The sequence below is a fragment of the Comamonas sp. F1-6 genome (assembly GCF_039581415.1).
GTDB lineage: Bacteria > Pseudomonadota > Gammaproteobacteria > Burkholderiales > Burkholderiaceae_C > Comamonas > Comamonas thiooxydans.
Window position 1 is genome coordinate 428,240 of sequence record NZ_JBCPWN010000001.1, and the last position, 21,571, is coordinate 449,810.

General features: G+C 62.1%; 17 protein-coding genes. 9 read left to right on the top strand and 8 right to left on the bottom strand.

All coding sequences use genetic code 11. The features are described 5' to 3' along the window. Positions 1-274 precede the first annotated feature (274 nt). The 5 genes from AAIL66_RS01995 to AAIL66_RS02015 are packed head-to-tail and all read right to left on the bottom strand — an operon-like array spanning position 275 to position 5,329. Positions 275-2,425, bottom strand: coding sequence for a hypothetical protein (locus AAIL66_RS01995; RefSeq protein WP_343495876.1), 2,151 nt, complete (start codon positions 2,423-2,425; stop codon positions 275-277). 35 nt (positions 2,426-2,460) lie between these two features. Further along, complete coding sequence (locus AAIL66_RS02000) at positions 2,461-3,096, bottom strand: class I SAM-dependent methyltransferase (RefSeq protein ID WP_343495877.1); 636 nt, start codon at positions 3,094-3,096, stop codon at positions 2,461-2,463. A gap of 33 nt (positions 3,097-3,129) precedes the next feature. Then, complete coding sequence (locus tag AAIL66_RS02005; protein ID WP_059441210.1) at positions 3,130-3,942, bottom strand: SDR family oxidoreductase; 813 nt, start codon at positions 3,940-3,942, stop codon at positions 3,130-3,132. A gap of 42 nt (positions 3,943-3,984) precedes the next feature. Then, entirely contained in the window at positions 3,985-4,116 is a 132-nt protein-coding gene (locus AAIL66_RS02010) for a hypothetical protein (RefSeq protein WP_003057673.1), read from the bottom strand. A 16-nt stretch (positions 4,117-4,132) separates the two neighbouring features. Continuing rightward, positions 4,133-5,329 (bottom strand): MFS transporter, encoded by a 1,197-nt coding sequence (locus AAIL66_RS02015; RefSeq protein ID WP_343495902.1) that lies wholly within the window; start codon positions 5,327-5,329, stop codon positions 4,133-4,135. Positions 5,330-5,748: 419 nt separating this feature from the next. On the opposite strand from AAIL66_RS02015, the gene AAIL66_RS02020 reads away from it, so the two are divergent. Genes AAIL66_RS02020 through parC form a run of 3 tightly spaced genes read left to right on the top strand, consistent with a single transcriptional unit; the run spans position 5,749 to position 11,053 of the window. Further along, positions 5,749-7,719, top strand: a complete 1,971-nt coding sequence (locus AAIL66_RS02020) for a DNA topoisomerase IV subunit B (protein ID WP_003064589.1) — start codon at positions 5,749-5,751, stop codon at positions 7,717-7,719. A 54-nt stretch (positions 7,720-7,773) separates the two neighbouring features. Continuing rightward, on the top strand, positions 7,774-8,622 hold the full coding sequence (locus AAIL66_RS02025) for a transglycosylase SLT domain-containing protein (RefSeq protein WP_343495878.1): 849 nt from the start codon (positions 7,774-7,776) through the stop codon (positions 8,620-8,622). Between the two features lie 40 nt (positions 8,623-8,662). After that, positions 8,663-11,053, top strand: a complete 2,391-nt coding sequence (gene parC, locus AAIL66_RS02030) for a DNA topoisomerase IV subunit A (RefSeq protein WP_343484148.1) — start codon at positions 8,663-8,665, stop codon at positions 11,051-11,053. Between the two features lie 148 nt (positions 11,054-11,201). Here the strand turns inward: parC and AAIL66_RS02035 are convergent, their stop codons facing one another. Further along, positions 11,202-12,086, bottom strand: coding sequence for a LysR family transcriptional regulator (locus AAIL66_RS02035; protein WP_343495879.1), 885 nt, complete (start codon positions 12,084-12,086; stop codon positions 11,202-11,204). Between the two features lie 83 nt (positions 12,087-12,169). Here AAIL66_RS02035 and AAIL66_RS02040 point away from each other — a divergent pair, with 83 nt between their 5' ends. Then, complete coding sequence (locus tag AAIL66_RS02040; protein WP_224650058.1) at positions 12,170-12,634, top strand: PACE efflux transporter; 465 nt, start codon at positions 12,170-12,172, stop codon at positions 12,632-12,634. Between the two features lie 227 nt (positions 12,635-12,861). After that, entirely contained in the window at positions 12,862-14,343 is a 1,482-nt protein-coding gene (locus AAIL66_RS02045) for an MFS transporter (protein WP_343495880.1), read from the top strand. Between the two features lie 288 nt (positions 14,344-14,631). Here the strand turns inward: AAIL66_RS02045 and pdxY are convergent, their stop codons facing one another. Both pdxY and AAIL66_RS02055 read right to left on the bottom strand, forming a co-directional pair. Next, on the bottom strand, positions 14,632-15,528 hold the full coding sequence (gene pdxY, locus AAIL66_RS02050; protein ID WP_012837395.1) for a pyridoxal kinase PdxY: 897 nt from the start codon (positions 15,526-15,528) through the stop codon (positions 14,632-14,634). Between the two features lie 163 nt (positions 15,529-15,691). Beyond that, on the bottom strand, positions 15,692-16,150 hold the full coding sequence (locus tag AAIL66_RS02055) for a RidA family protein (protein WP_003064600.1): 459 nt from the start codon (positions 16,148-16,150) through the stop codon (positions 15,692-15,694). A 208-nt stretch (positions 16,151-16,358) separates the two neighbouring features. On the opposite strand from AAIL66_RS02055, the gene AAIL66_RS02060 reads away from it, so the two are divergent. The 4 genes from AAIL66_RS02060 to AAIL66_RS02075 all read left to right on the top strand — a co-directional run bounded on the left by AAIL66_RS02060 (position 16,359) and on the right by AAIL66_RS02075 (position 21,565). Then, on the top strand, positions 16,359-18,848 hold the full coding sequence (locus tag AAIL66_RS02060) for a DNA internalization-related competence protein ComEC/Rec2 (protein WP_343495881.1): 2,490 nt from the start codon (positions 16,359-16,361) through the stop codon (positions 18,846-18,848). A gap of 160 nt (positions 18,849-19,008) precedes the next feature. Beyond that, on the top strand, positions 19,009-20,469 hold the full coding sequence (locus AAIL66_RS02065; protein ID WP_034392114.1) for a circularly permuted type 2 ATP-grasp protein: 1,461 nt from the start codon (positions 19,009-19,011) through the stop codon (positions 20,467-20,469). Next, on the top strand, positions 20,469-20,615 hold the full coding sequence (locus tag AAIL66_RS02070; protein ID WP_343495882.1) for an alpha-E domain-containing protein: 147 nt from the start codon (positions 20,469-20,471) through the stop codon (positions 20,613-20,615). The genes AAIL66_RS02065 and AAIL66_RS02070 overlap by 1 nt, the downstream gene beginning before the upstream one ends. Further along, on the top strand, positions 20,609-21,565 hold the full coding sequence (locus AAIL66_RS02075) for an alpha-E domain-containing protein (RefSeq protein WP_003057653.1): 957 nt from the start codon (positions 20,609-20,611) through the stop codon (positions 21,563-21,565). The genes AAIL66_RS02070 and AAIL66_RS02075 overlap by 7 nt, the downstream gene beginning before the upstream one ends. The last annotated feature ends 6 nt before the right edge of the window (positions 21,566-21,571 follow it).

The window sequence follows — 21,571 nt, forward strand, 5'->3', positions numbered from 1 at the left end:
ATGAATTCTACAAACAGGGACAGGGTGCAGGCAGTGGTTTGCGATCAACAGTGTCTAGCAAAACTCTGTTTTTGTCGAAGTGTTGTTGATAAATGACGAAATGACGAAATATTTAATTTCTGTGCGTCATATTGTTCGTTGGTCGTGGCTTTGTTTCGGACGGCATGGCTGCAATCTGGCGGCTTTGCAAGTCTTGCACAATGCGGTCCGGCCGCTTTTCTCAAAGCCTGCAGGCAGGCCCGGCGACCGTGGTTCCAGCCCCGCCGGCATCGCTTCAGTTCGCGCTGTAGTTCCAGGCGCTGATATGGGCCTGCGCCAGCCGCTCCATGAAGTCCTCGGCATCTGCCGAGCGCACCACGGTCACGCGCAGGCTGTCGTCATCGGTGGCCAGCTTGATCAGGGCCAGCTGGCGGCCGGCCAGATGCTCGGCCATATGCTCCAGGCCCGATTCAACACCGTCAGCGGGCGTGTCCCATTGCCAGTCATCGGTGCCGGGCAGCCAGTGCGTGTTCGCAATGCCATCGGCATCCTTCCAGTCAAAGCGGGCGAACTGAGCGGCAACGGCAAGCAGATGAACCCAGTACAGGGTCAGCGCGTTTTCACCAGCGGGCAGATGCATGACATCGGGGTCGATCTCGTCATCTTCGTCCCAGCCCATGTCGTCAGGATCAGGTGCCGCCACGCAGTCACGCCATTGCAGCAGCAGTTCTGCAGCCTGGCTTGCGTCATTCAGGCAGAGAATGCGCGACATATCCTGCATCCAGGCCTCATCCTCTGCCTCTATCAGTTCCGCGCGGGTCATGGCCGTGGTTTCGGGGGTGTCGCCACCCAGGCTCTTGAACATGCCGCGCAGCGCGTTACGGTAGTCCTCCCAGGTTTCTCCAGTGCGGGTGATGCTGAAATCCTGGATGGAGAACATGACCAGTTCGGCCTCCGGCCCTTCGCCCACAAAGGTGAGCAGTTCATTTTTCTTGGGACTGCAGTTCAGCGGCGGGCACCAGATATCAGGGGCGGCCAGCAGCTTGCCTTTGGTGTTGAAGATGCGGGGCTCGCCTTTTTCGGTGATGGCCAGCAGCTTGCGGCCGGGAAATACCTTGGGGGGCGAGCTGCTGAAGCCGCGCTCTATGGTCTTGAACTGACAGGGGATGATTTCCTGGCCGCGGATGTCAATCACGCCTTCGAGGATGCGGAACTCCTGCTCGCCCTGCTCGTTGACAAAGGGTTCCCGGACGCAGGCGACGGCCAGCTCTGTCTTGGCGCTGAAGTCGTTGATGTGCTCATAGCGGCCCGCATCAAACACAGGGTGGCCGTCGGGCTTGAGCAGCAGCTGGCGCGAGTCGCCATAAGGGCCTTGTTCGGCACGGATGAATTCGTCCTGTTCCTCGTTGTAGTCGATGCTGCTGAGCCCTTCGTGCAGCAACGCGAGGCCGGGCAGGTTGCGCAGGTCCTGCATGTTTTCCTGCCTCGGTGATCTGCAGGCCATCACATGGGGCGTGACGGCATAGGCGTCGCGATAGCCCTCGGAGGGCGATACCAGCCAGATGCCGTTCAAATCCTTGATGCCGGACCTCGCGCCTTCGCCCGGCATGGTCTCGGGATAGTGCACGCTCAGATGCTTGCCAGAGACAAAAGTCATGCTCGCGCCTTCCAAGGGGCGCTGAAGCCAGCGGCCATAGGGCGTGACCATGCCCACGGGCCAGTGGTCGCGCTCGGCTTCGTTCTGTGGCTTCAGGCCCGTGCGCGGGTGCAGCTTGGGCATGACGTAATAGCTTTCGGTCGCTTCGTCCCAGGCGCCATGGTGGCGCGGCTCGTAGTGATCGGCCAGCCAGCCGGGCCAGTCTTCTTCGCTTTCCTGCTCAATGACCTCGGTGCGGGCAATGACCGAATCGCTCCACCATCCCAGATGGGATTGCGGCGCCCGCTTCAAGGCCTGCAGAGATTCGGGCAGCTCGCCGCCGCTGCAGCTCCATTGCCAGCATAGCTCGCGCTGGGCCTGCAAAAAGGTTGTGAACTGCGCTTCGTCAAAGTCATGCGGACATAGCGTGGCGCAGTCCAGCAGCAGCCACTGGCGCGTGCTGGTGCTGATGGTGTGATCGATGTGCTGCCATTGCTTCTTGACGGAGTCGGGCCAATGCGCAGGGCTTTTTGCGGGCAATGGCTCAATCACGCTCCTCAGCCATTGCCAGCGGGCCCGGACCTGCTCCATGGGGGCGGCCAGGGCCGAGAGGCTTTGCTTGTCCTGGTAGGCGCTGCAGGGAACCAGTTCGGGCAGATGCCGCGCATCGCCCAGCAGCACGCTGAACAGCAGCGGTGTGCTGCTGAACCATTCGGCCCAGCCGTCGCAGCTGCCGCCGGGCTCTGCGGGCCACTCTGTCGAGGGACTGGGGTGTTCGTCGTGGGCAAGCAGCAGGGCGTAGGCGGGCATGGCAGTCGGGCAGATGTGGATGCAGAAGAAGGGCGTCAGGCTTGAAGCAATGCGGCAGGCGCGGCCGGGCCACCGGGCCTGATGGCGGCAATGCGCTGAACCACGCGCTCGGGCTGGTGCAGCAGGCCGTGCTCGTAGGCGACGATATTCCAGCCTGCGCAGACCTGCAGCAACTCGGCTGGCGCCAGCAGAAAGTCCGGGCGCGAGGGCTTGCCATAGGCCTCGTTGCCCTGGGCGAAGGTTTCGTAGAGCAGCACGCCGCCGGGCTTGACGCTGGCCAGAATCAGCGGCCACAGCGGTCGCCACAGATAGTTGGTGACGACCACGCCATCAAAGCTGCGCCCCGTCAGCGGCCAGGCACTGTTCTCGATGTCGGCGGTAATCGTCTCGGCGATATCCGCCACGGACCGGGTCGCTTCCGGCGCCTTGTCCACGCTGGTCAACGCGTGATTCAAGGCCGAGAGGAAACGGGTGTGGCGGCCCATGCCGCAGGCCAGATCCAGCACAGAGCCCTGCGGGCGTAGCAGATGGGCAAAGCGGGCAATCCAGGCGGAGGGCGCCGGCGCGCAGTGGCTGGCGGCAATCGCAGGAATGGCGGCGGGTGTGGGAGGCTGGGTGTTGCTGGTCATCTTGCGAAAACTATAGCAGTGCCCGCAGCCCTGTTCCTGCATGGCCTGCCGCAGCGTCAGATGTAGGCCGCCAGCTCAGTGCGGCTTCACATCGTCCTTGAGCGCGGCCAGGGCCATGTCTTCCACCATGCCCGGGGCGATCAGCTTGATGAAGCGACCCAGTTTGCCCTTGCCCGTCATCACCACCTCGCGCTGGCGGCGCCTCATGCCGTCGAGTATGAGGTGCGCGCATTCGGCCACCGTCATCGCGCCGTCTTCCTTGAGGCCGCTGACGCCTGCGGCCTCGCCTCTGGCGTTGTAGCCGTGGTAGCGGATGCGCGTATCCACCACGCCGGGGTAGGCCGTGGTCACGCTCACGCCGGCGGGTTTGAGCTCGATGCGCAGGGCTTCGAAGAAGCCGGCCATGGCGAATTTGCTGGCGCTGTAGGCCGTGCGGCCCGGCACGCCTATCAGTCCTGCCAGCGAAGACACGGCGACGATGGAGCCCTGGCTGGTCTTGAGGTGCGGCAGCGCTGCATGGGTGCACCAGACGCTGCCCCAGAGGTTGATGCGCATCAATCTCTCATACCAGCCCAGGTCTTGTGCGCTGACCTGTTCAAAGAGCGCATGGGCCGAGATCCCAGCATTGTTGATCAGGGCGTCCAGCCCGCCAAACTGCTGCACGGCTGCGTCGATCAGCGCACGGCACTGGGCCTCTTCGCTCACATCGGTGGGAACTGTCAGCACCTGCGCCCCCAGGGCCCGGCATTGCTCTGCCACGGCTTGCAGATTGCCGGCATTGCGCGCGGCCAGCGTCAGCTGCAGCCTGCTCTGATGGGTTTGTGCCAGCTGTCGGGCCATTTCGGCGCCTATGCCGTCCGAGGCTCCGGTGATGATGATGCGGGTCATGCTCTCTCCCGGCCATGCCGCCCGGGCAGCTTGCCCAAGAGCTCAGAAGCAGGCCCAGACCTGGTCTGCCAGTGTGAGCATGAATTCCGGTTGCAGATACAGGGCAAACACCGCCAGCAGCAGCACGAGCACGGCACACCAGATGGAGATGCGTTGCCAGAGTTTGAGCTGCATGTGGGTGTCTCCGGTATCAGGCGGCGCTGGGCGCGCGGCGCACAATGGCTGCCTCGCGCACGGGCAGGTTGACGATGGCGGCAAAAATGCCCAGGGCAATCGAGATGTACCAGACCATATCGTAGTTGCCGTTGATATCGTAGAGATAGCCGCCCAGCCAGACGCCCAGGAAGCTGCCGATCTGGTGGCTGAAGAAGACAAAGCCGCCCAGCATGGACAGATGCTGCACGCCGAAGATCTGGGCGATGGTGGCATTGGTCAGCGGAACGGTGGACAGCCACAGAAAGCCCATGGCGGCGCAGAAGGCATAGACCGACCAGGGCGACAGCGGTGTCAGCAAAAAGGCCACGGTGGCCACCGAGCGCAGACCGTAGATGCCCGACAGCAGATAGCGCTTGGGCAGCTTCTGGCCCAGATTGCCGGCCAGATAGGTACCGAAGATATTGAACAGGCCGACCAGTGCCAGTGAATAGCTGGCCACATGGGGCGCCATGCCGAAGTCCTTCAGATAGCTGGGCATGTGCACGCCGATGAACATGACCTGGAAGCCGCAGACAAAGTAGCCCGCCATCAGCAGCAGAAAGCTGGGGTAGGTCCAGGCTTCCCTGAGCGCCTGGCCCACGGTCTGCTCGCGCTTGATGGGCGTGCTGCCGCCAAAGCCCGGCTCGCGCAGGCCGAAGGCCAGGGCGGCGATCAGCAGCGCGAACAGCGCCAGTATCAGCAAGGCATTGGACCAGCCGAACTGCGCGATCAGCTTGCCTTCCACGGGCACCATGAAGAACTGGCCGAACGATCCTGCTGCCGCGGCCACGCCCATGGCCCAGCTGCGCCGCGCCACGGGAATCTGCCGGCCCAGCACGCCGTAGATCACGGCATAGGTGGTGCCGGCCTGGGCCGCGCCGATCAGCACGCCGGCGGTCAGCAAAAACACGGTGGCATCGGGAGACAGCGCCATGCCGGCCAGACCCAGCGCATAGAGGATGGAGCCGCCGATCAGCACCTTGAAGGCGCCGATGCGGTCGGCCAGCATGCCGACGAAGATGCCCAAGATGCCCCAGGACAGGTTCTGCACGGCAATGGCCAGGGAGAAGTTCTCGCGCGTCCAGCCCATCTCCTGGGTGATGGGTTGCAGCCACAGGCCGAAGCCGTGGCGTATGCCCATGGAGAGCGTGACGATGGCGCCACCGCACAGAAGAATCTGCGCCATGGACATGGGGGCTTGAGTTGTCTTTGTAGTCATGCCGTGTGTGCGAAAAAAGGCTTGGGGTGCGGTCAACTTGTCACTTTAACGAAACAAGCTGTTTTGCGCCTGCACAGGCCGTCACATGCGTGGCAGGCTGCCCTGCCAGAATGCGTGACCGGCAAGCTGCTGCGCGGGAGCCGCAGCCGGGCAGAAAAAAATAAAAAGTGAGCGCTTTGCGCAATCCGTGTAATAGATATGGATTTGAAACTATCCATAACGTATGAATGGCAAGCAGTAAATGCTATTGTTTTCAGAGTATCCGCAGCGATGAAGACCCGGTAAAAACACGTTGCCAAGACAGATGTTCGGGCTTTGTGCAAGAGTATTGGGAGTAAACAACTGTGAATTTATCCAGCTCTCACTCGGAGAGGCTACTACAATCCGCCCCCATGGCAGTTAAACCGTCCAACGAATATTCCGAAGGCTCGATCCGCGTTCTCAAGGGTCTGGAGCCTGTCAAACAGCGTCCCGGCATGTATACGCGCACCGACAACCCCCTGCACATCCTGCAGGAGGTGATCGACAACGCGGCCGACGAGGCGCTTGCCGGCTACGGCAAGAAAATCAAGTTCACCATGCATGCCGACGGCTCCTACAGCGTGGAGGACGACGGCCGCGGCATTCCCTTCGGTCTGCACCCCGAGGAGAAGGCGCCCGTGGTGGAGCTGGTCTTCACGCGTTTGCACGCGGGCGGCAAGTTCGACAAGGGCAATGGCGGCGCCTACAGCTTTTCGGGCGGTCTGCACGGCGTGGGCGTCTCGGTGACGAATGCGCTGGCCACGCGCCTGGAGGTGCAGGTGCACCGCGACGGCCAGGTGGCCACGCTGGTGTTCTCGGGCGGCGATGTGATCGAGCCGCTCAAGGTGCGCCCTCTGCAGGCCGGCGAGCGCAAGCAGGGCACGACGGTGCGTGCCTGGCCCGATGCCAAATACTTCGAATCCTCGGCCCTGCCCATGGGCGAGCTGGTGCATCTGCTGCGCAGCAAGGCCGTGCTCATGCCCGGCGTGGCCGTTTCGCTGATCAACGAAAAGTCGCGCGACACCCAGAGCTGGCAGTTCAAGGGCGGTCTGCGCGACTATCTGGCGCAGAGCCTGCATGGCGAGCCCGTCATCCCCCTGTTCGAAGGCGAGGGCTTTGCCGACAAGAACAACGACAGCTTTGCCGAAGGCGAGGGCGCGGCCTGGTGCGTGGCTTTCACCGAAGACGGCGCGCCGCTGCGCGAAAGCTATGTCAACCTGATTCCGACCACGGCGGGCGGCACGCATGACAGCGGCCTGCGCGACGGCCTGTTCCAGGCCGTCAAGGCCTTCATCGACATGCACTCGCTGCTGCCCAAGGGCGTCAAGCTCATGCCCGACGACGTGTTTGCGCGCGCCAGCTATGTGCTCAATGCCAAGGTGCTGGACCCGCAGTTCCAGGGCCAGATCAAGGAGCGCCTAAACTCGCGCGATGCCGTGCGTCTGGTCTCGGGCTTTGTGCGCCCGGCGCTGGAGCTGTGGCTTAACGAACATGTGGACTGGGGCAAGAAGCTGGCCGAAATCGCCATCAAGGCCGCCCAGACCCGTCAGAAGGCCGGCCAGAAGGTGGAAAAGCGCAAGGGCAGCGGCGTGGCCGTGTTGCCCGGCAAGCTGACCGATTGCGAGAGCAAGGACATAGCCGTCAACGAGGTGTTTCTGGTCGAGGGCGACTCTGCCGGCGGCAGCGCCAAGATGGGCCGCGACAAGGAAACCCAGGCCATCCTGCCGCTGCGCGGCAAGGTGCTCAACACCTGGGAGGTGGACCGCGACCGGCTGTTCGCCAACAACGAAATCCACGATATCTCGGTGGCGATCGGCGTGGACCCGCATGGCCCCAATGACGAGCCCGATCTGTCCGGCCTGCGCTACGGCAAGATCTGCATTCTCTCGGATGCGGACGTGGACGGCTCGCACATCCAGGTGCTGCTGCTGACGCTGTTCTTCAAGCATTTCCCCAAGCTCATCGAGGCCGGCCACATCCATGTGGCGCTGCCGCCGCTGTTCCGGGTGGATGTGCCTGCGCGCGGCAAGAAGCCGGCCATCAAGGTCTATGCGCTCGATGCGGGCGAGCTCGATGCCATCATCGAGAAATGCGCCAAGGACGGCGTGCCGCGCGAGAAATGCCAGGTCAGCCGCTTCAAGGGCCTGGGCGAGATGAATGCCGAACAGCTGTGGGAAACCACGCTGAACCCCGATACGCGTCGTCTGCTGCCGGTGCAGTTCATGAATCTGGACTTTGCACAGTCGGAGGCCGTGGTCACCAAGCTCATGGGCAAGGGCGAAGCCGCCGCCCGCCGCGAGCTGATGGAGCTGCATGGCGATGCCGTGGAGGTCGATATCTAGGCGGGCGTTGCCAACGTCTGCACTAGTGCTCACTAGCGGTCGATGGAGCCAGCCATGCACAAGCCCATGTTCGATGCCTCACTCAGCCAGCCGCCCGCGCGCGGCGGGTTCGCGTCTGTGCGCTTGCGACGTGCGGTGGCAGCTGCCCTGCTGGCGGGCTCGGGCTGGCTGGCCCTGGCGCCGGCGGCGCATGCCGACCTCTGGGCCTATGTCGACGAATTCGGCGTCACGCACTTTGCGGCCGAGGCGCTGGACGAACGCTACAAGCTGTTCTTCAAGGGCGAGCTCTACGACAGCAGCCAGCCGGGTCTGCAGCTCAAGCAGGATTCGGCGGCCAAGGGGCTCAACGCCCGCACGCGCATGCAGAGCTTTTTCGAGGTCTCGCCGCGCTACAAGAGCGTGAGGCCGCATCTGCAGAAGGCGGCCGAGAGAACCGGCGTGGACTACGACCTGATCAAGGCCGTGATCGCCGTGGAGTCCGGCTTTGATGCCCAGGCCGTCTCGCCCAAGGGCGCTGTCGGCCTGATGCAGCTGATGCCGGCCACGGCAGAGCGCTTTGGCGTGTCGGCCAGCAAAAAGCGCAGCATGCAGCAGCAACTGGCCGACCCGGCCGTGAACGTGCCTGCCGGCGCGCGCTATCTGAGCTATCTGATGGACTTGTTCCCGGGGCGGCTCGATCTGGTGCTGGCCGCCTATAACGCAGGCGAAGGTGCGGTGCAGAAATTCGGCAAGGCGATTCCGCCCTACAAAGAAACAATGAATTACGTCAAGGCCGTCACCGGCATCTACGAGCAGTTGCAGGCAGCCCGGCCCCTGAGCGGTCGGCTGGCTGCGGCCGGCTCCCGCATACGCATGACTCTGCCGGGCGCGGCCTCTGCGGCCGCGGACGCGCAAATACCTTGAGTCGCCGGATCGGCGCAATTTGGAAAATCACAAAGAATTCATGAGCGATCAAACCACACTGGATTTGTCTCAACAAGCCGCTGGCGATGCACTGGACCTGGGTCAATACGCACAGCGCGCCTATCTCGAATACGCTTTGTCGGTGGTCAAGGGCCGTGCCCTGCCCGACGTCAGCGATGGCCTCAAGCCCGTGCAGCGCCGCATCCTCTATGCCATGGACCGCATGGGTCTGGGCTATAGCGGCCCGAATGGCAATACGGCGGCCAAGCCGGTCAAGAGCGCCCGTGTCGTCGGCGACGTGCTGGGCCGCTTTCACCCGCACGGCGACCAGTCGGCCTACGACGCACTGGTGCGCATGGCCCAGGACTTCAACCAGCGCTACCCGCTGGTCGACGGCCAGGGCAACTTCGGCAGCCGCGACGGCGACGGCGCAGCGGCCATGCGTTACACCGAGGCGCGCCTGTCCAAGATCACCGGTCTGCTGCTCGACGAAATCGATATGGGCACGGTGGACTTTGTGCCCAACTACGACGGCAGCACCCAGGAGCCCAAGCAGCTTCCGGCGCGCCTGCCGTTCTCGCTGCTCAATGGCGCCAGCGGCATTGCCGTGGGTCTGGCAACGGAAATCCCGAGCCACAATCTGCCCGAGGTGGCGGCGGCCTGCGTGGCCCTGATCAAGAAGCCGCAGCTGCCCGAGGAAGAGCTGCTGGCGCTGATTCCCGGCCCCGACTATCCGGGCGGCGGCCAGATCATTTCATCGAGCAGCGATATTGCCGATGCCTACCGCACGGGCCGTGGCAGTCTCAAGGTGCGTGCGCGCTGGAAGATCGAAGAGCTGGCACGCGGCCAGTGGCAACTGGTGGTGACCGAGCTGCCGCCCGGCGTGTCGGCTCAGAAGGTGCTCGAAGAGATCGAGGACATCACCAACCCCAAGGTCAAGACCGGCAAGAAGGCGCTGAGCCAGGAGCAGACCCAGCTCAAGGCCAGCATGCTGGCCGTGCTGGACTGCGTGCGTGACGAGTCGAGCAAGGATGCGCCGGTGCGCATCGTGTTCGAACCCAAGACCGGCAAGATTCCCCAGTCGGAGCTGATCACGGCGCTGCTGGCCCACACCAGCCTGGAGTCTTCGAGCTCGATCAATCTGACCAGCATCGGCCTCGATGGCCGCCCGGTGCAGAAGTCGCTGCGCCAGATGCTGGAGGAGTGGATTGCCTTCCGCTTCCAGACCGTGACGCGACGCAGCCAGCATCGGCTGGAGAAGGTGCTCGATCGCATCCACATCCTCGAAGGCCGTCAGGCCGTGCTGCTCAATATCGATAAGGTTATTGCCATCATCCGCGCCAGCGATGAACCCAAGCAGGCCCTGATCGACGCCTTCAATCTTTCCGAGCGTCAGGCCGAGGACATTCTTGAAATCCGTCTGCGTCAATTGGCGCGCCTGGAGGCCATCAAGATCGAGCAGGAGCTCAAGGAACTGCGCAGCGAGCAGGGCAAGCTGGAAGACATCCTGGGCAGCGAGGCGACCATGCGCCGCCTGATCTGCAAGGAAATCGAGGCCGATGCCAAGACCTTCGGCGATGCCCGTCGCACGCTGATCCACGAGGAGAAAAAGGTGGTGGCCGAGGTCAAGGTGGTGGATGAACCCACGACCGTGATCATTTCCGAAAAGGGCTGGGTGCGCACGCGTCAAGGCCATGGCGTGGATGCGGGCACGCTGAGCTTCAAGGCAGGCGACAGCCTCTACGGCACGTTCGAGTGCCGCACCGTCGATCAGTTGCTGGCCTTTGGCAGCAACGGCCGGGTCTATTCGGTGCCGGTGTCGGCCCTGCCGGGCGGACGCGGCGACGGCCAGCCCGTGACGACGATGATCGAACTCGAAGCCGGTACCCAGCTGCTGTACTACTTTGCCGGCAGCGAAAGCACGCAGCTGCTGCTGTCGGGCTCGGGCGCCTATGGCTTCACGGCGAGTGTGGGCGATATGGTCTCGCGCCAGAAGGCCGGCAAGGCCTTTGTCACGCTGGGCGAGGGCGAGACCCTGTGCGCACCTTCGGTGGTGCATGGCGTGCCCATGAATGCGCGTGCCGAATATGTGGAAGGCGGCGAGCAGGGCGCCGGTTTGCTCAACCTCGCCAGCCATGTGATCTGTGCCTCGGTGGGCGGTCGCATTCTGACCTTCGAGATCGCAGAGCTCAAGGCCATGCCCAAGGGCGGGCGCGGCCTGATGCTGATCAGCCTGGAAGACAAGGATCAGCTGGCCGGCGCGGCCGCCTATACGCGCAGCATCCGCCTGGATGGCGTGGGGCGCGGCGGCAAGGCGCGGACCGAGACGCTGGAGATCCGCAGCCTCAACAACGCCCGTGGCAACCGCGGCCGCAAGGGCAAGGCTGCCGACCTGGGCTTCAAGCCCCAGGCGGTGACGCGTGTGGAATAGGTGATCAATACGCCCATGAAAAAACCGCGTCAGTTTTGCTAGAGCGGTTTTTTTATCGGGTTTGAAGAAGGAGTGACAGAGAACGATCCCTGGCGGACGTTTGTGTCGAAGCCGTCAACGGTATCGCTTCGATCTTTCTCAGAAATTGTCACGTATAGATCTTCGTTGCCGCAAATCTCTCGCGCAGCCATGTGGCCGCGGGCCCGCTGGGCCGCTGTTTGTGCCAAACCAGCTCCAAGGCCACTGGGTGCGCCCCTTCGTCGAATCGTAGCGCTGGCATGACGAGGTCCTTGGCGATAGGCGAGCGCGCGATGATGTGATCAGGGATCAGTGCCCAGCCAATTCCTTGCTTGAGGATTTGCAGGATGACCCAATGGCTTTCGACCCACCAGACCTCGGCAGCGACGCGAAGGCGGTGCTTTTCGGTTCCCTCGGACCTCAGGGTCACCATGATTTGGCGGTGACGCTTGAGCTCCTCCCAGTCAACAACGGTGTGCGCAAGCGGATGGTTGCTTCCGCAAACCAGTTTGAGCGGTACCCAGCCAATAGTGTGAAAGCCAAGTTCTGCGGGCAGCGATTCCTGGCGCCACATCACTCCGATATCCGCTTTTCCATCAAGAATCATGTTGCTGACATCCTCCATCATGGGGAACAGCAACTCCAGCTCGACATGGGGAAAGAGGGTCGCGAACTCGGCGAATAGCTCTCCCTGCACATGCTCCGGGTAGAGCTCGTCGATGGCTACGACAAGGCGCTTTTCAACATGCGCCTCGAAGCTCGCCGCAACCCCAATGAGGTGTTCGCGGCGGTCGAGGATCAGCCTGGCCTCAGCCAGCAGGCGCTCGCCCGCAGCCGTCAACGAGGGGTTGCGTCCGGCCCGGTCGAACAGCATCACCCCAAGATCCGTCTCCAGGTTGGAAACCTGGGTGCTGACGGCCGATTGCGCCTTGCGCAAAGCTCGTCCGGCAGCAGAAAACGATCCTTTTTCTGCCGCCGAGACGAATGCTTCCAGTTGATCCATGGATATGCTCATCTATCTGATTTTAAGATGGAAGATAACTTTTCATTATTTGATATCAAGATACATTGCACACCAATCAATGTGATTGGAGAAAAATGATGAAAACGCGCAGTCTTTCTGATCGGGTGCGGCACGCTTTGATGTTCGAGGCTATCGGGTTGATGATCATCATCCCGGCCTCGGCAGCCTTGTTCAACAAGCCCATGACGCACATGGGTGTGGTGGGTATCGGCTCTGCCACGATCGCGACGGTTTGGAATTTCACGTTCAACATCGGATTTGATCGCTGCATGCGGAAGATGTACGGCCACATTCGCAAGAGCTTCAAAGCACGCCTGCTGCACACTGTCTTGTTTGAGGCGGGTCTGCTGCTGATTCTGCTGCCGTTGATAGCCTGGTATCTGAATATGACGCTACTCGATACGCTGGTGCTCGATCTGGCTATCGTCGTGTTCTATCTTGTTTACAACTTTGTGTTCAACGTCGCCTATGACCGCTTTTTCCCGGTCATGGCAAATAGCCGCCCTCAGGTTGTTTCCAACTTGGGCGAGGCTTCATAGTTCACAGCCCGGCTTGGGTGCCAAGTCTCATGGAGGGGCTGGCTTCATGACGTGGTGCAGGTTTGAGTTGCAGTTACGGATTCCCCGCGCAATCCAGTGTCGGACTGAAGACTGAATTGGAGCGCCCATCATGTCGTTTGGCTTGAGGGGTAGCCAGTCGCGCTATCCATCGAATGCCACAAGGCCTGCATCTGCAAGGCACCGAAGTCAATGTTCGAAGGTTCTCTATGAAATTCCAGAGCCGCTGGCTCACGCTTGGCGTGGTTTCAACGGCGTTGCTGCTCATCGTCATCGATATGACGGTGCTCTACACGGCGTTGCCGAGTCTGGCGCAGGCCCTGCACACCACGGCTTCGGAAAAGCTGTGGATTCTCAATGCCTACTCTTTGGTGATGGCCGGATTGATGCCGGCCATGGGTGCCTTGGGCGATCGTCTGGGCCACCGGGCGGTCTTTATCAGTGGCATGGCTCTGTTTGGACTGGCCTCCGTGATTGCAGCATTTGCTCCCAGCGCCGCTGTACTGATCGCTGCTCGTGCATTGCTTGCCATTGGCGGCGCAGCCATGATGCCGGCCACGATTGCCATTGTTCGTACCACCTTCCACGACCCCAAAGAACTGGCTTTTGCCATTGGTGTCTGGGCGTCTGTGGCCTCTGGTGGCGCTGCGGTGGGCCCGGTTTTGGGTGGAGTCTTGCTGGAGCATTTTTGGTGGGGTTCGGTTTTTCTGATCAACGTCCCAGTCATTGCTGTGGCTGCAGTGCTGGCCTGGTGGCTGGTTCCCAAGAGCGCGGGGAATGCGAGCGTCACCATCGACTTGCATAGCTGCTGGCAAAGCACGCTTGGCATCATTGCACTGGCTTATGGCATCAAGGAATTGGCCAGGCTCGATAGTCATGTGCTCTTGGCCTGGGGGGCTTTGCTTGCGGGAGCTGTGACATTGACAGTCTTTGTGCGACGTCAACTCCGGCTGCCTCAACCATTGATTGATTTCAGCTTGCTTTCAGTCACCCCCATAGCCATGGGTATTTTTATCGCCCTCGTGGCGTCAATGATGCTGATCGGCTTTGAGTTGGTGCTCAGTCAGAGGCTGCAGTTGGTTCTGGGAAAAAGTCCTCTTGAGGCAGGTGCATCTGTTCTGCCTATCTCCTTGGGGTCTTTCTTCGCAGGACCATTGGCGGGGGTATTGATTGGACGCATTGGCGGTCCGCGTGTCATTGCTGCCGGCCTGGTCATGTGTGCCTCAGGCATCTGGGGATATCTTGGCTTGAACGAGGCAGGCGCATTGTGGCAAGTGGGGGGCCTGGCCTTGTGCGGTGTGGGAATAGGCTTCAGCCTGACCGCCTCCAGCGCGCTGGTAATGACGAATGTGTCAGAAGACCGCGCAGGCATGGCGGGGTCTGTAGAAGGCGTGGCCTATGAGTTTGGAGGAGGGTTGGGGGTGACTATTTTTGGCTCCCTGATGACGGCGGTCTACGTCGCGCATGTACGACACGGCGGTATAGAGGCCATGGCTGGCAGCGGCCTGGACGAAGCGTACCGAAATACCCAGCAAGGCATCCAATCTCCAGCCGTTTTACAAAGCGCAATGCAAGCGTTTGAAGCGTCTTTTGCCGCGGTTAGCGGTGTTGTCATCGCGTTGCTTTTTTCTCTCGCGCTAGTCGTTTTGGTGCTGGCTCGTCATTTACCCAAGCAGCAGACGGGCAGCTGACTCCAGGCAAGAGGCAGGATTTTGAGGTTGCTCTGCTTTTGCAACAGCGCGCCGCAGCTTTGGTCCAAAGCTGTCGTTTCATAAAGTACGCGTGCGGCGGCTTTGGGGCGCCGAACGGCGACAGTCAAAATCTATTCCAAAGCAGCTTGCCTCGCTGACTCAATTCCGGCCGCCGGGGATTAATGCTCACAGCAGGAAATTCGATTTCGAACTGGGTTGAGGCCTAGCTCGCTCCAGTCCCCGGAGGCCTGTTGATGCAAAGAGCTTTGGCAAAGCTCTTGCGCCCATTCACTGCGCTGGCACAGGCAATGCCGTGAAGGTTTGCGCTGGGGCTATTATCTGGTCGCGGCAGGCGACCAGGGGCAGGTCGCGCTGCCCCGATTCGGTGCGAGAAACCAGGGCATACAAGGTGCTCACGGCCCTGGACACGGCATCGGGCACGGCGCGCCCTTGAATCAGATGGCCCAGCAGAACGGCCGAGAACACATCGCCCATGCCGTTGGGCAGAGGGTGCAGGTCGATATAGGGCGTCTGTACCAGCCAGGACTTGTCGGCAGTCACGGCCAGCGTGGCCAGTTGGTCGGCAGGCAGATCGTCGGTGCGCAGGCTGGTGATGACGATCAGGGCCGATGGGCTGTGATGCAGTTGCGTCAGCATGGCTCGGGCCGCCTGGGTGGCTGCTTCCACGGTGCTCAGCGGCTGGCCGCCGCACAGCAGCTCGAACTCGTAATGGTTGGGCGTGATGACGCTGGCCTGGGACAGCGCGCGCTTGCGCAGAAAGTCAGGGATGCCGGGGCGCACAAACACGCCGCGCCCCACATCGCCCATGACCGGGTCGCACAGATAGTGTGCCTTGGGTTGGGCGGCGCGCACCTCCTGCACGGCGGCCAGAATGGCTTCGCCCACACCGGCATCGCCCAGATAGCCCGAGAGCACGGCCGTGCAGCGCGCCAGCACGCCGCGGGCGCGCAGGCCGTCCAGCACATCCTGTACATGGGCCGGCGTGAAGACCTGGCCCTTGAATTCGCCGTAGCCCGTGTGGTTGGAGAACTGCACCGTATGCACGGCCACGGGTTCTATGCCCAGCAGTTGCAGCGGCAGCATGGCGGCGTCGTTGCCCACATGGCCGTAGGCGACATGGGATTGAATGCTGAGAACCAGCGGGGGTGCCTGCGTGCTGGGCATGAGGGCTCTTTCGTGAGTGATCGAGATGCTTGCGGCAAGCATCGCGCTGCAAAGATAAAGTGAGCTGCTTGCGCTTGCCTGTCAATCAATTCAGATGGTTTTTTATCTGAACTCTATGAATGGCAAGCGGTATTAGCTCACTTTATGTGTGTGAGCGGAAGTCTTAGCCCAGCTCTGCCATCAGCTCGATTTCCACGCAGCAGCCCAGGGGGATCTGGGCCACGCCGAAGGCGCTGCGGGCGTGCTTGCCGGCTTCGCCGAAGACTTCGCCCAGCAGTTCGCTGCAGCCATTGGTGACCAGATGCTGCTCGGTGTAGCTGGTGCTGGAATTGACCAAGCTCATGACCTTGACGATGCGCTTGACGCGATTCAGATCGCCGCCGCAGGCATGCTGCAGCGTGCCCATCAGATCCACGGCCACGGCGCGGGCTGCCTGCTTGCCTTCTTCGGTCGTCATGTTCTCGCCCAGCTTGCCGACCCAGGGCTGGCCGTTCTGCTTGGCGATATGGCCGCTGAGGAACACCAGATTGCCGGTCTGCATATAGGGCAGGTAGGCGGCTGCAGGCATGGCCACTTCGGGCAGGGTGATGTTCAGGGCTTTGAGTTTTTCATAGACGCTCATGACGGCTCCAAAAAGTGCGAGGCTAAGGATCGACAAGTTTGACACAGCAGCGGGCCCGGGCATGGATCGCCTTGGCACAGTGGCCATAGCTTTTGAATTGATAGCTGCTCGCACAATGAGAGCAAATGTTTGATGCTGTTTTGATGTCCGAGACAGGGCAGGGATAGTCGCAATGCTGGGCCTGGTCGCTCCCTCCTAGCATGGCAGCATGCCGCTCCATCAGACTCCAAGCTCTCAGCGTCGCCGCTTGTCGTGGCTGGCGCCGCTCTGGGGTTGTGTGCTGGGCGCTGCATGGCAGGTGACCCAGGCCAGGCTGTGGCATCTGTCGCTCTACCAGATCTTGCTGGCTTGGGGCTTGCTGACACTGCTGTTTGCAAGCAGATGGCGTGACAGGTCCTGGCAGAGCTGGTGGCTGATGCTGTTGGGTGCTGCCTGCTGTGTGGCGGGGCTGACGGGTTGGCGTGCACATGTTTATCTGACGCAGACCCTGCCACAGGCGCTGGAGGCGGTGGACTTGCAGGTGGAAGGCCGGATTGCCTCCATGCTGCAGAACCAGGCCAACGGCCAGCGCTGGCGTTTTGTGGTCGATAGTTCGGACGCAGGCGTGCCAAGGCTGCTGGAGCTGTCCTGGTATGGCCCGTTCGGGCAGGTGCCGGATGCCAACCAGCCTCTCGTGCCTGACTGGGCCAAAGGCGTGGCGCTGAGTCCCGGACAGCGTTGGCGCTTCACGGTGCGCATCAAGCGCCCGCATGGCTCGCGCAATCCGCACGGGTTTGACTATGAGCTGCTGGCCTGGGAGCAAGGAGTGCTGGCCACGGGCTATGTGCGCAAGCAGCCCGCGCCCGAACTGCTGGCCGTGACAAGCCAATATCCGCTGCAGCGCTGGCGACAGGGCTTGCGCGATCGCATTCAGGGCGAGGCATTGCGCTTGCAGCGCTGGTTGCCAGGTGGCGGTGCAGAGCATGCTCAGACCGCTCTGGGTGTGGTGGCTGCGCTGGCCGTGGGCGATCAGCAGGCGATTGACCGCAAGGACTGGACCCTGTTCCGTCAGACAGGTGTGGCGCATCTGATGAGCATATCGGGCCCGCATATCACCATGTTTGCCTGGCTGGCAGTCTTGATCGTGGGCCGTGTATGGAGGCTGAATGCGCGCGCTTGTCGTTGGATGCCTGCCCCGCGCGCGGCCCTGGTCATGGGCGTGTTACTGGCGGCGGCCTATGCCTTGTTCAGCGGTTGGGGCCTGCCTGCGCAGCGCACGATCTGCATGCTGGCTGTAGTGGCGCTGCTTCAATGGCTGGGCGTGCGCTGGCCCTGGGCCTGTGTATGGCTGCTGGCACTGGCGGTGATTGTTGTGGCCGACCCCTGGGCGTTGTGGCAGGCTGGGTTCTGGCTCAGTTTTGTCGCCGTCGGCGTATTGCTTGCTTCCAATTCAGGGGCCGTTAGCGCTGAAGCTGCAAGCGCAAAAAGACGATTTCTCGCACGCTTGAAGGAATTGTGGCGCGAGCAGTGGCTGATCTCCCTGGCCTTGGCACCACTGGGTCTGCTGCTGTTTGGTCAAGTGTCCGTAGTGGGCCTGCTGGCCAATCTGCTGGCCATTCCCTGGGTGACATTGGTGGTCACGCCGCTGGCCTTGCTGGCTGCCGTGCTGCCCATGGCGGCAAGCGCTGCCGCCGTCGCCATGCTGCCCTTGATGAGCCTGCTGCAGTGGCTGGCTGCGCTGCCCGGGGCCGTATGGGCCTTGCCGCAACCTGCCTGGTGGGCCAGTGTGCTGGCGATAGCCGCCGGACTGCTGGTGATTGCGCCTTTGCCACTCAGGTTGCGGCTGGTGGCGGCCATATTTGTTTTGCCAGCCCTGTTTTGGCCTCGATCATGGCCGCGTGCGGGCGAGTTTGAACTGCTGGCGGCGGATATCGGCCAGGGCAATGCCGTCATCATCAGCACAGCCAGCCACCGTCTGCTCTATGACGCAGGGCCGCAGTACAGCCGCCACAGCGATGCCGGCGAGCGTGTGCTCCTGCCGCTGATGGCCGCGAATGGCATGCAGATTGATGCCATGATGCTCAGTCACAGCGACAAGGATCACACCGGCGGGGCTCTGGCCGTCAAGGAGGCTCAGCCTCGCGCGAAAGTCTGGGGCTCGGACTCGGTGATTCAAGCCCCGCAACTGGCGGGCCTGGCTCCGGTTCAGCGCTGTACACAGGGGCAGCACTGGCAATGGGATGGTGTGACGTTTGAAGTGCTGCATCCGCCTGCAGGAGAGGCCTGGCTCAATGGTCGCAAGGCCAAGCCGAACTTTGGCAGTTGCGTGTTGCGCCTGCGTTCGGCCAGCGGGCGCGTGGCCCTGTTGGCCGGAGATATCGAGGCAGCGCAGGAGCAGCAACTGTTGCAAACCAGTCTGGACGAGCCAGTGGACTGGCTGCTGGTGCCTCACCATGGCAGCAAGACTTCATCGACCGAGTCCTGGGTCAGCACTCTGCGGCCGCGCTGGGCAGTGGTGCAGGCGGGTTATCGGAATCGTTTCGGACATCCGGTGGCAGCTGTGGTGCAGCGCTATCAGGCGGTGGGCAGCCAGCTGGTGGCTCAGGATCGCTGCGGCGCGGCCTACTGGAACTCTGCTCAACCTGAAAAATTGGAATGCGAGCGCTTGATTCGGGCGCATTATTGGGATGTCCATGCCGTTTCCATGGAGCAGCCCTGAGAAACTGGCATGGGGCTTGCATTGATGCTGTACCGCCTTCGGGCGGGTGCATACATGCATGGTTGCACGCTCGTTGCCTGGCAGCTTGTCCGGTGCGGCGTCGCTAAACTGAAATCCGTGGCTTGCCTGTGTGAGCAGCGGCAAAAATAGAGAGGACAAGATGCGCACATTCGATGAGATGTATCTGAGCTTGCCCGCCGAAGGTGGTGCGGTGCGAGACCACTATCGGGACTATGCGCAGTGGCTGGGCAAGCAATCGCAGGAATACCTGCGAGCGCGCAGTGCCGAGGCGGAAATCGTTTTTCGCCGCGTGGGTATCACCTTTGCCGTCTATGGCGACAAGGACGAGAGCGGCGCCGGTACGGAGCGCCTGATTCCGTTCGATTTGATCCCCCGCATCATTCCGGCCCATGAGTGGGCCAGCATGCAGGCCGGTCTGGCCCAGCGCGTGAAGGCGCTCAACTGCTTCATCCGCGATGCCTACCATGGCCAGGACATGGTGCGTGCCGGCCTGATCCCGACGGAGCTGGTGCGCGGCAACAGCCAGTACCGGCCCGAGATGGAGGGCATTCAGGTGCCCAACGATGTCTACGCCAATATCGCCGGCATAGACATCGTGCGGGCGCCCGATGAGCAGGGCAACGGCGTCTACTACGTGCTCGAAGACAATCTGCGCGTGCCATCGGGTGTTTCCTACATGCTGGAGAACCGTCGCATGACCATGCGCCTGTTCCCCGAACTTTTCGGCAAGCATGCCGTGGCACCCGTGGCCCACTATCCCGACATGCTGCTCGACACGCTGCGTGCCAGCGCACCGTCGGGCGTGCTGGAGCCCACGGTGGTGGTGCTGACGCCGGGCATGTACAACAGCGCCTATTTCGAGCATGCCTTCCTGGCCCAGCAAATGGGGGTGGAGCTGGTCGAAGGCCAGGATCTGGTGGTCGAGAAAGACGTGGTCTATATGCGCACCACCCAGGGGCTGCAGCGTGTGGACGTGATCTACCGCCGTGTGGACGATGATTTCCTCGACCCCGAAGTCTTCAGGCCCACATCGACGCTGGGCTGCAAGGGCCTGATGCGGGCCTACCGTGCAGGCAACGTCAATATCTGCAATGCCGTGGGCACGGGCCTGGCCGATGACAAATCGGTGTACCCCTATGTGCCGGAGATGATCCGCTTCTATCTGGGTGAGGAGCCCATCCTGCAGAACGTGCCGACCTGGCTGTGCCGCAAGGAGGACGACCTCAAATACGTGCTCGATCACCTGCATGAGCTGGTCGTCAAGGAGGTGCACGGAGCAGGCGGCTACGGCATGCTGATCGGGCCGGCGGCGACCAAGGCCGAGATCGAGGCCTTCCGCCGCGTGCTGGTCGGCAATCCATCGGGCTATATCGCTCAACCCACGCTCTCCCTGTCCACCTGCCCGACCATGGTGGAAAAAGGCATTGCACCGCGCCATATCGACCTGCGGCCCTTTGTGCTCACGGGCACCGAGGTCAATATGGTGGCCGGTGGACTCACGCGTGTGGCGCTCAAGCAGGGATCGCTGGTGGTGAATTCGTCTCAGGGCGGCGGAACCAAGGATACCTGGGTGCTGGAAGATCAAGGGGGAGCTCGCTGATGCTGTCACGTACCGCAGATCATTTGTGCTGGATGTCCCGCTACACCGAGCGGGCGGAAAAAAATGCTGCAAGCATTTTTTCACCAGAATACGGCGCGCGCGTTCAGCGCGTGCGGGGTTCTCTGCCCAAGGAGGGCCTATGCTGAGTCGTACCGCCGATCATTTGTACTGGATGTCCCGCTACACCGAGCGGGCAGAGAACACCGCGCGCATGCTCAGCGTGGCCTATGAAACCGCCATGCTGCCGCAGGCCATCCATGATGCGCACCGTGGCTGGCAGAGCGTGCTGTCCATCAGCGAGCTGATCCCGGCCTTCAAGGCTCAGTTTCCTGTGGTGGATCGTGAGTCGGTGCTGCAGTTCATGGTGTCGGACGAGGCCAATCCGTCATCCATCTTTGCCTGTCTGAAGGCTGCACGCGAGAACGCGCGTGCCGTGCGCGGTGCGCTGACCACGGAGTCCTGGGAAACGCAGAATCAGACCTGGCTGGCGCTGCAGCGCCACTTCGGCAAGGATGCCTGGAAAAAGGATCCGGCGCAGTTCTTCGAATGGGTCAAATACCGCTCGCACCTGTGGCGCGGTGTGTCGCTGGGCACCATGCTCAAGGACGAGGCGCTGCACTTTGTGCGCCTGGGCACTTTTGTCGAACGGGCCGACAACACGGCACGTTTGCTGGATGTGAAGTTCCATTCCATAGAGCGCGACTACCACGGCATGCCGCGCGGTCGTGCCCTGATGAACTTCGACTTCTATCACTGGAGCGCCTTGCTGCGCAGCGTCTCGGCCTTCGAGGTCTACCGCAAGGTCTACCGCGATGTGATCACGCCCGAACGCGTAGCCGAGCTGCTGATGCTGCGCGCCGACATGCCGCGCTCGTTGCTGGCCAGCATGCATGAGGTGGTCAAGAACCTGGAGCGCGTGGCCAACGACCATTCGCAGGAAACCACGCGCAAGGCCGGGCGCCTGCTGGCCGACCTGCAATACGGTCGCATCGACGAGATACTGACCACCGGCCTGCACGCCTATCTGACGCAGTTTCTCGATCGCGTCAACGATCTGGGCTCCGGCATCAGCCGGGACTTCCTGATGCCGACCTGAGGCCGG